Below are 13,511 nucleotides of genomic sequence, written 5' to 3'. Positions count from 1 at the left end.
GCAACTGATCGTATTTCTGTTGGCAGCCGGTCAGACCCGCTGCCAACAGAAATGATCTGGCTCCCAGGCTTAGGAGCAGGTGCCGCTTAGCGGAGCGCCTGATCGAGCAAGCGTAGTGGGTTGGCTTTTTGAAGATTGAGAACAAAGCGAATGTTTCGGGAAAATTCACGCCCGCTGGAGGGCAGACCGTTGTCGTATTGGGTGCCCGCTAAGGGAAGATACAAGCGGAAGAAGTCATTGAGCACCGGGACTACCAAGCCAGCGTCGTAGAAGGTGCTGCTGCCGGCAAAGCGGCGGTTGGCAGTGCCCAGGTCAGCGAATACTATGAGGGAAGTTTTGGGCAGGTCGCCTTCCAAGTTCACAGTGGTCAGCCACTTGTCGGCATAAACTGGGATGAAGGCTTTGAAGGCGCCGTCGCGGTCGTCGGTTTGGCGGGATTGGGCAGCCAGAGTCGTCGAAATCTGACGGCGGTCGAGGAAAGCTGTCTGGCGGCGGTAATCCGGGCTGCCGCTTAGGCCCATGACAAAGGGTGACTCTGCGGGCTGCTGAAAAAAGCGGCCACCAAATACGCGCACCCGAACACTGCGTTTTTCGCTGTAATACCGCTTGTAGTTGAGCGCAGCGCGCAGCAGCGCCGGCGAGTCGTAGCTGGTGCCAGCGCTGCGCGGAGTGAATGCATTGAGCTCTACATCGGCACCGAACTGCTGCACGGCCGAGCCACCGCTTAGCTCATAGCGAGCCGTCGGGATGATGTTGTCGGACGCAAACCGCTGGAACGGGCTATCGGAGCGAATGATGGTGTAAGCCAATTGCACCTGCTGTTGCAGTCCCCACTCCTCGGTGCGTGGCAGCTCAAGGGTCAAACTAGGCTCCAGCTTGGTGTAACGCTCAAAGCTGGAAACGAGGAAGCTGGTCGTAACACGCTGCAGATAACGGTTGCTTGGCAGGGCAGTCAGGTTGATCTGACCGATGCCTCTCAGGTCGCGGCGGTTAAAGCTGAACATGGGCATGGCCACGTAGCTCAGCTTGTTCAGCACTAAAGGGTTGTTGTAAAAAACAGCCCCCAGCATAAACTTGTCGTACGTATTGGCGCCCAGCACCGGAGCCCATTGCACAGCCGTCTGGTCCCAGCGTTCCATGCCTGGCAACGGCCGCAGACGCAAGCGTTCCACCGTCGGTAAAAATTCATCGAGCGCACGGCGGTCGTCGCGGCGGTTCAGCTGGGGCGTGAGGTACTCCGCATCCACCACCACGGCAGCTACCTCCGACGAGCGGCGGAAGTTAAGCTGGCTGACGTCGGTATCTTCGGTTTCGGATTTGTCCTCAGCTTCGCGGCCCCCAAATACGGGCGTCCATTGGGTTTCGAGCACTTTGCCCTGCGCATCCACCGTGGACACCGGTACTGACCACGGCGAGTTGGACTCGTTACGCACCAGCACTTTCACCTGCTGATCAGTCAGCAGCAGATCCGATACCGTGGCATTGTAACGGGTGGTGGTGCCCATCATCTGCTGGAAAAACCAGCCCAGGTTCTGGCCGGCGCCTTCCTCCATGGCAGCCTGAAAATCGGTTGGGCCAGGATGACGGAATTTCCACCGGTCGAAATACAGGCGCATGCCTGCGTCAAATTTCTCCTGACCCAGGTAGCCCGCCAGGTAGCGCAGCAAGCCGGCCGTTTTCACGTACACGATGGCGCCGTAGTTGTAGCTGGTGTACTTCGCCGCCGGTACCCCCGCTACGGGCTGATCCAAGCCGCGGCTCGCAACGGCATGCCATTGCTGCTGTGCCACGGCTTGGGGAGGAACGCCTTCTACTCCGAAGGCAGCTGCCACCTTAGGGCTGCTGACGGCCTTAGCCAGCGGATCGGAGGCTGGCTGCTGGAAGGTTTCCGTTACTCGGTTTTCGGTGTAAGTGTTCAGGCCTTCATCGAGCCATGGATGCTCCCGCTCGTTGGAAGCCAGAATGCCGTAAAACCAGTTGTGGCCCACCTCATGGATAATGGCAAACGGATCGGTCACCGTCACCATCGGGTACTCCATGCCCGAGCCGGCGCTCAAGGCACCATCGACGGCGGTAGCAGCGGAATAGGGGTACTCGCCTACAAAGCGCGAGTAGCCTTCCAGCGCGTAGCGAATGTCGTTGCGGTGAGCCAGCCAATCGGCCGCATTACGGTTGGTAAACAGCATCCAGGCTGTGACGGTGCGGCCCGAACCAGGCAGCTGCACAGTATCCTTCAGCACGTTGAAGCGCTTGTCGGCAAACCAAGCAAAATCGTGGATGCGGTCCTGGGTGTAGCGCAGGGTCTTAGTGTTGGCTGAGGACTTCGGGAAGGCTTCGTCCTTGCTGAAATCCTCCGGCTTGGTCTTGGTAGCAGTGGCGGCGGCTAGCCGATCCAACCGCTGCAGCTCATCGGGGTTTTGTAGCTCGCCGGTGGCGCCCACCACGTAATTTTCGGGCAGGGTGATGCGCACATCAAACGACCCAAACTCAGAGTAGAACTCGCCCTGATCAAGATAGGGCATGGGATGCCAGCCACCTTGGTCGTACACGGCGGGCTTGGGGTACCACTGCGTAATCTGGTAGCTCTGGTCAACGTGACCCATGCGGGAAAACGAATCGGGCAGCTTTACCCGGAAAGGCGTGCTGATGCTGATGCGTTGGCCGGGCTGCACCGGCTGCGGCAACAGCAGCTTGGCCATGTCGGGATTCTGCGGATCGTACTCCAAGCGGGCCGCTTGGCCGTCTACCTTAAAATCGAGCTGATCGATGTAGCCGCGCTGCTTGGCCTTCGCAAATTCAAACTTGCGCTTGCCCGTTTGGCGCTGTTGCCGGGCAAAGGCAGTGTTGTTGTCGCGGTAGGCATTGGGCCACAAGTGAATCCAGATATAGGGCAGTGCGTCGGGCGAGTTGTTGACGTACTGCATTTCCTCGCGGCCCGTCAGCACGTGCTGCTGGTCGTCAAGAGTCACGTCGATGGAGTAATTGACTTCCTGCTGCCAGTAGGGGCGGGCAGATTGGGCTACAGCCGCCAGCGGCAGCATTGCCAGCGCAAGGCCGACGAATAGTTTATGCATAGAAGGAAAAGGCGAATGCGTGGCGAAAGTACGCGTTCGGCGCGGATGACGTTGGCCGCTGCTCCCGCAAATCATAACCCCGACGCGACGCTGCCCGTTAGCCTGTGCACAGTGCCACGCGGCACTGCATCGCTCAACCATACCCCTAAAGCCCGATGGATAAGAAGTATGTACAGCACGAGGTACACCTCGATGCGGCTGCCAAACTACTCGGCGGCGACCTACAGGAAGAAGCCAGCCGCGCCGGTCTCGACAACAACCTGCAGCGCTGGATCGAGGATTTAAAAGATGCCGGCCACCAGGACTTTCATGAGCTCATTGTGGATCTGCAGGCGTTGAAGGCCCACTTTGGCGGCGGTGCCATCGATGGCAAACTAGTGGGGCAACTCTTGCACCGCCTCGGAGAGAACACCGCTAAGGTTGCCCACTTGGCCGAAGGCAACGTCCGCCCCCGCGTCGAAAATCTTAGCCAGGCGCTCAAAGAAGCAGCCCGCGAAGTAGCTGGCGGCCGTACCTCCCCGGAAGAAGACTTGCGGCAGGATTCTGCCGGGCGCAAAAACTAGACAGGCTAGTTCCAGAAAAATAGTACACAAAAAACGGGGCCTTCACCGTGTGGTGAAGGCCCCGTTTGTACTCGGGAGTCGGTTGCTTTAGGCGCGCTTCTCTTTGATACGAGCAGCTTTGCCCGACAGGCCGCGCAGGTAGAACAGACGAGCGCGACGCACTTTACCGCGACGAATCACTTCGATCTTGTCGATGTTCGGCGAGATAATCGGGAAGATACGCTCCGTGCCGATCTGGTTCGATACCTTACGTACGGTGAAGGTTTCGCCGTTGGTGTTGGCGTTCCGGCGCTGGATAACTACGCCTTGGAACTGCTGAACGCGCTCCTTGTTGCCTTCGCGAATCTTAACGTGCACGTTAACCGTGTCACCGGCGGCAAATTCGGGGAAGCTGGCGCGGCGCTCTTTGGCTTCCTGGTTGATGAGGTCGAGAAGTTGGCTCATGACAGCAAAAAAATCTTAAAGGGACGGCGCCGCCGCCCAAGTGGTTTCAGTAACGAGGCGCAAATATAGCGCAGTTTTGCTTAGCTACAATACTAAGCACTAGGTTTTTTACGGCGGCGGCGGGCTAACGGCGCTTCAAACGCTTCCGCCGGTAAGTCGGCCAACAAATCGGGCCGGCGCTGGCGGGTGCGCTCGAGGGCTTGTTCCTGCCGCCACTCGTCAACTTTGGGCGTATCGCCCGACATCAGAATAGCCGGTACCTCACGGCCGCGCCACTCGGCGGGGCGGGTGTACACAGGCGGCGCCAGCAACCCATCCTGGAACGAGTCACTCAGCGCCGATTCTTCGTTGCCAAGCACACCCGGCAACAGGCGCACTACCGCATCTACCACCACGGCTGCGCCTAGCTCGCCGCCACTCAACACGAAGTCACCGATGCTGATTTCCTCGGTCACGTACTCTTCCCGGATACGCTCATCGATGCCCTTGTAGTGCCCACACAGCAGAATGACGTTCTGGGTAAGCGAGAGTCGGTTGGCTGTGCTCTGGCGAAACGTGGGCCCGTCAGGTGTAAGGTAGACGATAGCATCGTACGGGCGCTCGGCTAGTAAGCCGTCGAGGCAAGCAGCTATGGGCTCAGGGCGCAATACCATGCCTGCCCCGCCGCCGAAAGCGTAGTCATCGATCTGGCCGTGCTTGTTGATGGCAAACTGGCGCAGGTCGTGCAGATGGATTTCGGCTAAGCCCTTGTCCTGCGCCCGCCGCACGATGGAGTGCGCGAAGGGGCTGATCAGCAGCTCGGGTTGGCAGGTGATGATGTCGAAGCGCATGGGGAATAGAACAAGTGATGCTCCGGGTGCACGATGGCGGCAAAGGGCAAGAAAGCCTGGGTTTGGTCGGCACTGATGCAAGAGCCTATAGCAGCCGACAGGCTTGCTACGGCTCGTCGTCGAATTCGTCGGGCTCGTCCTTATCGCGTGAGGTGGGGTTGAGGTACACTTCCAATAGGCCTTCCGGTAGCGTTACATACAGCTCACGGCTTTCCTCATCGGCGTGCTGAATGAGCTCATCCACCACCGGAATCAGCACCTCCTTGCCTTGATAGCTCATGGCCAAGAGGTCGTGCTCGTTCATCTCGTAGAAATTCTCCACGGTGCCCAATTTGCCCAAGTTGGCATCGACTATGGTGTAGCCGATGACCTCGTGGTAATAGAACTGGTCTTCTTCCAGCTCGGGCAGCTCCTCCAGCGGACGAAACAACTTCAGGCCCCGGAACAGCTCGGCGTCCTCTACGCGGTCGACGTTTTTGAGCTTGAGCAGCACGCGCGAGTTGGCCTGCTGGGAGATGCGCTCCACCGTGAAACGGTACAGCTTGCCGGAGCCGGCCGGCCGCTCCACGTACACTTCCTCCACATCGAGGTAGGCCTCGATATCGTCTACGTCGAGTTCGGCCACCAGCTGGCCGCGCAAGCCGTGAGACCGGACCACGTGGCCCAGCTCGTAGCATTCGTCGAGCGAAATAGCCATGGTTTTGCGGGTTGGGGTGAGAGGGAAAAAGTTTAGGAGCCTTTGGGTTTGAGAGTGTAGGAGTTCCTTTTTGGAATGCCCCAACTCTTAAACCCAAAAACTCCTAAACTCAGGATTCCTGAACGGGATTACGCGTTGGCTTCCTCAGCGTTTTCGGCCGGAGCTTCGGCGCCTTCGGTAGCATCGGCTTCAGCGGCCGGAGCGTTGGCAGCAGCCGCAGCGGCTTGCTTTTGGCGCAGGGCTTCAGCGCGGGCTTCGCGCACTTTGGTTTCGGCGGCCAGCTGCTGCTTGCGCGCTTCGTCCTTAGCGGCGCCCAGGCCGGTGCGCTTGCTTTCAATCTTGGCGTTCTTCTCCTCGAGCCACTGGGTGTAGCGCTGATCCGCTACATCCTGCGTGATGGCGCCCTTGATAACGCCCAGCTGCAGGTGCTTGCGGAACAGTATACCGCGGTACGACAGCATCGCACGCACCGTGTCGGTCGGCTGAGCGCCTTTCATCAGCCAATCGAAAGCCTTGTCGGCATCGTAGTTGATGGTAGCCGGGTTGGTGAGCGGGTTGTAGGTGCCGAGCTTCTCGATGAAGCGGCCGTCGCGGGGCGAGCGGGAATCAGCTACTACGATGTCGTACATAGCGGCCTTTTTACGGCCGCGGCGGGCGAGGCGGATTTTAACTGCCATAAACCGTGTCGGTTAGGTGACGGAACTCGTCCGTCGGGTGAAAAATAAGATGGGCCGCAAAGGTAAGCAAAATAAATCAGGCATGAGCGTTTAAGACAGACAATCTAAGTATGAACAACACCCGTCTGTTTATGCGCACGGCCTGTGCGGACTTGTAGGCCGCTACTTGGCATCCTGTCGGAAAAAGAAGCACTGCTATAGAATCCAAAGTGCAGAAAAACAAAAAGGCCGCTGGGATTACCCGAGCGGCCTTTTGATGGAAACAGAACCTACGCCTTAAGCTGCAATGCGCTCCGCATCTTCTGATGATACCTTGCGCTTGAGCTTGATGACGCCGACTTTGTCGAGGCTCCAGATAACGGGGTAGGTGGGGTCCAGTTCCCACCATTTCACGCCGAAGTTGACGCGCATGGGCAGCTTGTGGTGGTTGTTCTGGAACAGCTCGCCGCCGGTCAGGAAGTCGAAGAACAGGGAGTTGCGCGACTTGTCGTTGTTGTCGAAGTTCTGGTAGCCGTACTTGTGCCCGCTCCAGTTCACAATAGCTCCGTGGATGGGGCCCATCAGGAAGTGAATGGGCAATAGCAGAAACTGCCACCACGCCGTGGCAAACGCCACGTAAAACAGCACGTAAGCCGTTCCCCAGCCCACGCGCGACATCCAATTGTCGCCGATGCGCTCCAGTGACTTCCAAGTAGGATAGTCGCCGTCGAAACGCTTGGCCAGCTCGTAGTCGTTTTGGAGTACGGCGTTGTAAATGTTCTTAGTCTTCCACATCATCGTAAATGCGTTCGACGAGAAGTGGGGGGAATGCGGGTCCTTTTCCGTGTCGGAGTAGGCGTGGTGCATGCGGTGCAGCAGCGCGTAGGCCCGCGGGGAGAGGTACGATGAACCTTGCGCGGCATACGTCAGCCCAAAGAAGAACCGCTCCCAGAAACGGTTCATGGTGTACATCTTGTGGGCTGCGTAGCGGTGCAGGTAAAACGTCTGCACAAACAGCGACAGGTACCAGTGCCCGACGAAGAACAGCAGTATCGGCATGAGGTGTGGTGTGGAAAAAATGAGTTAACGCCTTGGACGCTAAACGCGCTCAAGGCTGATTAGTTCAAGCTGAGCTGCAAACGTACAACCGACGAAACGGGTGAAAAAGCTGACTTTAGTCAGGTGCAGGCAGGTACTCAAGCGCAACGCAGCGACTTGCTTCGAGGATTTGAAAAGGCCGAAGGGCTAATTCACCAGCTCGCCATTGCGGACCGGGTCCCACACTTCCGCATCGGGTAGTGGGGCCACAATGTCCATTTCCTGCTGCGTAACAGGATGCTTAAAGCACAGCCGTCGGGCATGCAGGGCAATGCTCAGGTCGGGCAGGGGGGCCATGGCGCCGTACTTCACGTCGCCGGTGATGGGCGTGCCGAGGCCGGTGGAAAGCTGCACCCGAATTTGATGCGGCCGCCCGGTTATTGGGTTTACCTCGATGAGGTAGCGGTGGCCTACTTGGGCCAGTACTTTAAAGTTCAGCTCGGCGCGCTGGCCTTGCTGGTGCTTTTGAGGATAAGCCTTTGTGACGTTGCGCATGGGGTCTTTGACCAGCCAATGCACCAGCGTCCCTTCCGTTTGCTGCGGCGTCTTGCCCACCAAGGCCCAGTAGGTCTTGTGCATGAGGTTGTCGCGGAACATCTCGTTCAGGCGGCTTAGAGCCTTGCTGGTTTTGGCTAGCACCACAATACCCGTGACCGGCCGGTCGATGCGGTGACACACACCGACAAAGGCATTGCCGGGCTTTTTGTACTTCAGGCGCAGGTATTCAGCAGCCTTGACGGAGAGCGGCTCGTCGCCGGTTTCATCGGCCTGCACCAGGGTGCCGGCAGTTTTATTGACGATGAGCAGGTGGTTGTCTTCGAACAGAATTTCTTTCTGCTCCGACCAGATGGCAGGTCTATTCACTATAGAAATCCGAAAAAGGTAACACAGCGTCGGGGGAGGCTCAGCAAAAGTCAACTCAGCAGCAAAACCGCACGCTCATCACAGGAGCCGGGAGCCGCACCATCCAACGGTAAATGCAAATTAACGACAGAGTTTGGAATAGCCGCCTGCGGAAGCAGACAAGAAGCTGGCCAAGTAGGAGAAAGCCACCAAAATGAGTTTCCAGATCATGATGTAATAAGCCACCGGGGCGCCAATCGGTTGATTAGCGCCCCGGTGGCTTGGGTTGGAGGGTCGACCTACTGCTTAGTAAGCTTCCTTTTCGTTGGGGAAGTCGCGGCTTTTCACGTCTTCGATGTATTGAGTCACGGCTTGGTGCATCAGGTCGCCGAGTTCGGCGTAGCGGCGCAGGAAACGGGGCTTGAATTCTTGAGTGATACCCAGCATGTCGTGCACTACCAGCACCTGACCGTCTACGTCGGGGCCAGCGCCAATACCAATAACCGGGATGGTGAGCTGTTCAGCCACTTGCTTGGCCAGGGTGGACGGAATTTTTTCCAGTACCAGGGCAAAGCAGCCCAGCTCTTCCAGCAGCTTGGCATCGTCGATGAGCTTCTGGGCCTCGGCTTCTTCCTTAGCGCGCACTGTATAGGTGCCAAACTTGTAGATGCTCTGCGGCGTGAGGCCCAAGTGCCCCATTACCGGAATGCCAGCCGTGAGTATGCGAATGATGGACTCCTTGATTTCGGCACCGCCTTCCAGCTTGACCCCGTGCCCGCCCGACTCCTTCATAATGCGAATGGCCGAGCGCAAGGCTTCGGAAGAGTTGCCCTGGTACGAGCCAAAGGGCATGTCCACCACCACAAAGGCCCGGCCCACCGCCCGCACTACCGAGGCAGCGTGATAGATCATCTGGTCCAGGGTAATGGGTAGCGTGGTTTCGTGGCCCGCCATTACATTGGAGGCCGAGTCGCCCACCAGCAGCACGTCGATGCCGGCGCCGTCCAGGATTTTGGCCATGGAGTAGTCGTAGGCGGTGAGCATCGAGATTTTCTCGCCGCGCTGCTTCATGGTCAGCAGTTGGTGCGTGGTGACGCGCTTGATTTCCTTGTGCTGCGACATCGAAAAAGAACGAGGTGTTGAGGTGTAAAGGTAGAAGTGGTAAAACTGCGGTTTTTTTGGCAAAACGGCTGCCTCGGCGTTTAGCTAGGAAGGTAATCCGGTCCAGCGCCGTGCGCGATATAATGCCTACTTCCCTGGCCGCGCCGGCGACAAGAAAAGCAGGTGCACTGCATCAGTACGTCACCCTGGTAAATACACATGTTCAAAACATAAAGCCCCGCTCGCCAAGCAGCGAGCGGGGCTTTAGAACAGGGAAGGCTGGGTTATTCCCGCACAACTTTTAGGCGCACTTGCTTGCCTCCCTGCTGCACCACCAGCATGTAAGCGCCGCTACGAAGGCTAGCTACTTTTACCATCTCCACCGCGTTTATCCCTTTGGACAGCGTAGCGGCTTGGGAGAGTATGGTGCGACCGAGGGCGTCCTGCAACTGGAAGGCGGCAGGGCCGTTTTCGGCGGCGAATACTTCCACCGTTACCCTGTGGCTGAAGGGTACCGGTGACGCCGTGACCGACAAGGATTGCAGCCCATCGATACGCAGCGTTCGAACCGGCGAGAACTGTACCGAGCCGTCGGTATCTACCTGCCGGAGGCGGTAGTAAAGTAAGTGGGAAGTATAGCGCGACACTTGTTGATCGGCAAATTCGTAGTCCCAGCGCTGGGTGCTATTGCCGTGACCGGCAACACGGCCTACGGGTCGGTAAGTCTGGCCGTTCGTGCTTACTTCCACAACAAAGTGGTCGTTATCTTTCTCCTGGGCGGTGGTCCAGCGCAGCAGGGCGGCCTCACCGCGGCGTTCGGCCGTGAAACTAACCAGCGTAACGGGCAGCGGTGAGGTGCCGAGTGGGTTGGTTCCGTCGCCGAGGGTCCAGCGGGAGAAGCCGTCGACACCAGTGCGGGTAACGGTATTGGCTGTTGCGTCGCGGGAAGTGAAGCCTTGGCGGGTCCAGCTGCTGCCGCCATCGGTGGACTTAAACAGGTCCAGTGTGCTTTTTGCGATGCTGTTCAGCTCATGGTCGAAGTAGGCGTACTCCATGGTGGCGTTCAGTCCAGTATTTACCTGCGCCGTGATGTCGTAATAGCGGGCAATGCTTTGTGAGTTATTCGTGCCGCTCTGGGGAGCACCCGTCACGCGCAGCACGGTAGTCTGGCCTGGCGCCACGGCCGGGGTCAGGCTCAAGCCGATACCGCCAAACGTTTCCTGGCTGGTTCCCACATTTCGGGTGGTTTGAACGCGGCCAGTCACATAACCGCCGGACGTTTCCGTGATGGTTGCCGTCGGGCTCAGGGTAATGGTATTGATGCCGGTATTCAACACCGCGCCGTTCAGCACCAAGCTGTGCTGAATGGTAGCTGGGCCAAGCAGCAGCTTGGCACCGCTGCCCGCTACAGTAAGTGAGTAATACGAAATGCCGCGCAGGGACTGTTCTGCCGTTCCTCGCGTCGACACAACGCCGCCGTTCTGGGTAAAGGTGCCGCTGCCGGTGTGGCTGCCGTAAAGGGCCAACTCACCGGCAGTGAGCGTCAAGCTGCCATTCTGAGTCAGGTTACGCACTTCGGCCGTGCCGCTCAGAATAACTGGGTAAGTAGCTAATCCGCTCGGAATAACCGCGTCGATGCTACGTGAAGGAACGCAGCCGGTCCAGTTGGCAGGATTATACCAGTCAGAAGAAGCAGAGCCATTCCAGGTAGGCGGGGCCACTGTTACGGTTACGATATTGGCTGAGGTACACTGGCTGCCGGAGTAAGCAACCGACAGGCTGTAAAAAGAAGTGCGGGTGGGCGTAACCGTTATGCTGGCCGTGTTGGTGGTGGTTGGCAGGCCGTCGCCGCTGATTACACTCCAAGCATACGTTACCGCGCGTGGTGTGCCGTTCACGACAACGTTGTCCAGGCCCCACCAGTAGCCCCAGTTGGACTGGTAGCGCCACCGCAGGCGCACGTCCGGCTTGTCAACGTAGGCATTGAGGTTAACCGTAGCGGAGGCAGGAGTGGTAGAACTGCCCTGGGTAGAAGTGTAGGCTGCTACGCTGCTCCAGGAAGCACCGGCGTCGGTGGATACTTCCACGGTAGCTACGTCTGTGCTGCTCGCCTGGCGGAAGAAGTGCTGGAACGTAAGCTCCAGCGTGGCATAACCTACTGTGCTGAAGCTTGGCGAATTCAGTGCAGTATGGGTTACCGAATTACGTCCTCCTTCGTCGCTGTTGGCCAGTAGGAAAGTGCTGCCATTCAGGGAGTAGTTCTCCAGTCTGACGTTACCGCTTTGATAGTTATAAGGCGCAGTTCGGGCTTTCCAGGCTGTTACGAGCGGATCCGGTGTCCCGGAGCTGCTATAAGCCCACCCCGTAAGGGAGCCGTTGAAGTTTTGGGAAAGTACCGAGCCACTGGGCGGCGGTGGGGTAGAAAGGATGGCGGAGCCTCCTACGCATAAGGTCGAAGCCGTGGAATTGATTACGGGAGTAGCAGGTGCAGCATTCACCGTGACAGAGGTGCTGGCCGTGCCGGGGCAACTGCCAGCCAAGCTCACAGTTACCGTATAGGTACCGCTCATGGCCAGCGTGGCGTTGTTCAAAGAGGGGCTTTGCTGAGTGCTGGTGAAGCCTCCGGGGCCGCTCCAGCTATAGGTCGCACCCGAAGGGCCAGTAGCGGAAAGGCTGATGGTGCTGCCTTCGCACACCGGTCCGTTGTTCGAAGCCGAAGCCGTTACAAAGGAGCTGCAGCCCGCGGGTGACGAGGCTAGCGAGGTGCGGCGGGGAGTGCCAGCGGCCATCACAGCCTGCATACGCGCCTTTTGATCAACGGTGAACATGTACATACAGGCATCGTAGGTGTAGTCCATGTAGTTCATCGACATATCACCTTGGTTGCTGCAAGTAATCTTGGGGAAGGTAGGGCAACCGCCGTTGCTGCCTTGCTGCGTGGGCGTATCGGTGCAGTAGTCGTTGCCGCAACTGGCATCGCCCCAGATATGGAACAGGCCCAACCAGTGGCCCACTTCGTGCGTCGCAGTGCGGCCCTTGTTGTAGCTAGTGGACGCGCCCCCGGGTACCGATGAATACAGACAAACTACACCATCCGTGTTGGCGTTGCCACCGCTGGTGTTCAAGCCCTGCAAACCTGCCGTGTTATCGGGAAATTGGGCGTAGCCGAGCAGGCCGCCATCCAGATCCGCCAACCAGAAGTTCATGTAGTTGTTGGGGTTCCAGGAGGTGGCCGGCTTGATTGTCGAGTTGATGTAAGTTCGCGTATAGGGCGGAGCCGTCCAGCCCCTGGTGTTACGGTTTACGCGATTAATCCCCGGTTCCGGCAGCGTATTGCCGCTTGGGTCAATGCGGGCCAGCACAAATTGAATCTGCACGTCGGCGCGGAGCGGTTGGAATACGCCAGGGGCTTGAGCTCCATCTGCGTTGGTGTTGCGGAAGTCTTGGTTCAGCACATCAATCTGAGCCTGAATCTGCGCTTGGCTTACGTTGGAGCCGGTCCCGACGGCTTCCCCATTGTGGATAACGTGTACCACCACGGGGATGGTGTAGAGCGTGTTGGACGTGCGGTACGGAGTCGAGCTGGTAGCGACCCGGCGGTTCGGGTCGTAATTTGGGTTCTGCTGGCGCAGCAGAGACTGAATTTGGACGTTCATCTCCTCGGTAGCGCAAGTGCGCGTCGGACCGATGGCGGTCGGAGAAGGTGCCATCGGGGTACGCTGAAGAGCTCCGGGAGCTTGCTGACCCGAGGCCAGCAACGTCATGAAGAATCCAGTAAGCAGAAGGTAAAGGTGCTTCATCAACAAAGGAAAGTGGTATGGAATTGTATGACAAAACGGAGCAACCCCCAGAGCAAGCATGCAGAAGCATACGTTCTCCAAAGTAGGACTCCGTTAAGAACAGGAAAAGGATACGAGTGCAGAGGGGCAGCCTAAAGCACTATGTTTGGTTTTTGATCTACTGTGCTTTAATCAACCTAAATGACGAATATAGTTGATAAAAATTAGTGAATTGCAAGGTGTAAATGGGTAATGACTGATTTTATTATAATGTGATTAGAATCCTAATTATTATGAATAATGTATAGATCTTTATCAAGTGCGTATTGTACAATGTACAGATAAGTAGTGCCACCAGATAAAGACCCTTTAGGCATTAACAGGCGAGGCCCGCCCTGAACCAAAAACAAGGTTCAGGGCGGGCCT

The 13,511-nt window shown here is 57.7% G+C and carries 10 protein-coding genes; 1 reads left to right on the top strand and 9 read right to left on the bottom strand.

Annotated elements, in window-relative coordinates:
- Positions 1-86 precede the first annotated feature (86 nt).
- The gene (locus AC5FXY_RS00280; RefSeq protein ID WP_493554627.1) at positions 87-3,074 is read right to left on the bottom strand and encodes a M1 family metallopeptidase; all 2,988 of its coding nucleotides are present in this window, start codon (positions 3,072-3,074) and stop codon (positions 87-89) included.
- Between the two features lie 155 nt (positions 3,075-3,229).
- Here AC5FXY_RS00280 and AC5FXY_RS00275 point away from each other — a divergent pair, with 155 nt between their 5' ends.
- The gene (locus AC5FXY_RS00275) at positions 3,230-3,637 is read left to right on the top strand and encodes a hypothetical protein (RefSeq protein WP_493554626.1); all 408 of its coding nucleotides are present in this window, start codon (positions 3,230-3,232) and stop codon (positions 3,635-3,637) included.
- Positions 3,638-3,724: 87 nt separating this feature from the next.
- Here AC5FXY_RS00275 and rplS read toward each other — a convergent pair whose 3' ends face one another.
- From rplS to AC5FXY_RS00235, 8 genes are all read right to left on the bottom strand, one after another.
- Complete coding sequence (rplS, locus tag AC5FXY_RS00270) at positions 3,725-4,081, bottom strand: 50S ribosomal protein L19 (RefSeq protein ID WP_493554625.1); 357 nt, start codon at positions 4,079-4,081, stop codon at positions 3,725-3,727.
- Between the two features lie 92 nt (positions 4,082-4,173).
- A complete protein-coding gene (trmD, locus tag AC5FXY_RS00265) occupies positions 4,174-4,911 on the bottom strand; it encodes a tRNA (guanosine(37)-N1)-methyltransferase TrmD (protein ID WP_493554624.1) in 738 nt (245 codons plus the stop codon).
- Positions 4,912-5,017: 106 nt separating this feature from the next.
- The gene (gene rimM / locus AC5FXY_RS00260; RefSeq protein WP_493554623.1) at positions 5,018-5,608 is read right to left on the bottom strand and encodes a ribosome maturation factor RimM; all 591 of its coding nucleotides are present in this window, start codon (positions 5,606-5,608) and stop codon (positions 5,018-5,020) included.
- 128 nt (positions 5,609-5,736) lie between these two features.
- Positions 5,737-6,285: a 30S ribosomal protein S16 gene (locus tag AC5FXY_RS00255; protein ID WP_493554622.1), complete on the bottom strand. Its 549-nt coding sequence runs from the start codon at positions 6,283-6,285 to the stop codon at positions 5,737-5,739.
- 276 nt (positions 6,286-6,561) lie between these two features.
- Entirely contained in the window at positions 6,562-7,323 is a 762-nt protein-coding gene (locus AC5FXY_RS00250) for an acyl-CoA desaturase (protein ID WP_493554621.1), read from the bottom strand.
- A 186-nt stretch (positions 7,324-7,509) separates the two neighbouring features.
- On the bottom strand, positions 7,510-8,226 hold the full coding sequence (locus tag AC5FXY_RS00245; RefSeq protein ID WP_493554620.1) for an RluA family pseudouridine synthase: 717 nt from the start codon (positions 8,224-8,226) through the stop codon (positions 7,510-7,512).
- Positions 8,227-8,511: 285 nt separating this feature from the next.
- On the bottom strand, positions 8,512-9,327 hold the full coding sequence (gene panB / locus AC5FXY_RS00240; protein WP_493554619.1) for a 3-methyl-2-oxobutanoate hydroxymethyltransferase: 816 nt from the start codon (positions 9,325-9,327) through the stop codon (positions 8,512-8,514).
- A 263-nt stretch (positions 9,328-9,590) separates the two neighbouring features.
- Positions 9,591-13,106, bottom strand: coding sequence for a M43 family zinc metalloprotease (locus AC5FXY_RS00235; RefSeq protein ID WP_493554618.1), 3,516 nt, complete (start codon positions 13,104-13,106; stop codon positions 9,591-9,593).
- Between the last annotated feature and the right edge of the window lie 405 nt (positions 13,107-13,511).

Source organism: Hymenobacter sp. FMD4, assembly GCF_058932745.1.
This window is presented reverse-complemented; position numbering and strand designations above follow the sequence as displayed.

Excerpts from the sequence above, each read along its gene's own strand:
- AC5FXY_RS00280 (WP_493554627.1), bottom strand. The coding sequence starts at position 3,074 with ATGCATAAACTATTCGTCGGCCTTGCGCTGGCAATGCTGCCGCTGGCG.
- AC5FXY_RS00275 (WP_493554626.1), top strand. The coding sequence starts at position 3,230 with ATGGATAAGAAGTATGTACAGCACGAGGTACACCTCGATGCGGCTGCC.
- rplS (WP_493554625.1), bottom strand. The coding sequence starts at position 4,081 with ATGAGCCAACTTCTCGACCTCATCAACCAGGAAGCCAAAGAGCGCCGC.
- trmD (WP_493554624.1), bottom strand. The coding sequence starts at position 4,911 with ATGCGCTTCGACATCATCACCTGCCAACCCGAGCTGCTGATCAGCCCC.
- rimM (WP_493554623.1), bottom strand. The coding sequence starts at position 5,608 with ATGGCTATTTCGCTCGACGAATGCTACGAGCTGGGCCACGTGGTCCGG.
- AC5FXY_RS00255 (WP_493554622.1), bottom strand. The coding sequence starts at position 6,285 with ATGGCAGTTAAAATCCGCCTCGCCCGCCGCGGCCGTAAAAAGGCCGCT.
- AC5FXY_RS00250 (WP_493554621.1), bottom strand. The coding sequence starts at position 7,323 with ATGCCGATACTGCTGTTCTTCGTCGGGCACTGGTACCTGTCGCTGTTT.
- panB (WP_493554619.1), bottom strand. The coding sequence starts at position 9,327 with ATGTCGCAGCACAAGGAAATCAAGCGCGTCACCACGCACCAACTGCTG.
- AC5FXY_RS00235 (WP_493554618.1), bottom strand. The coding sequence starts at position 13,106 with ATGAAGCACCTTTACCTTCTGCTTACTGGATTCTTCATGACGTTGCTG.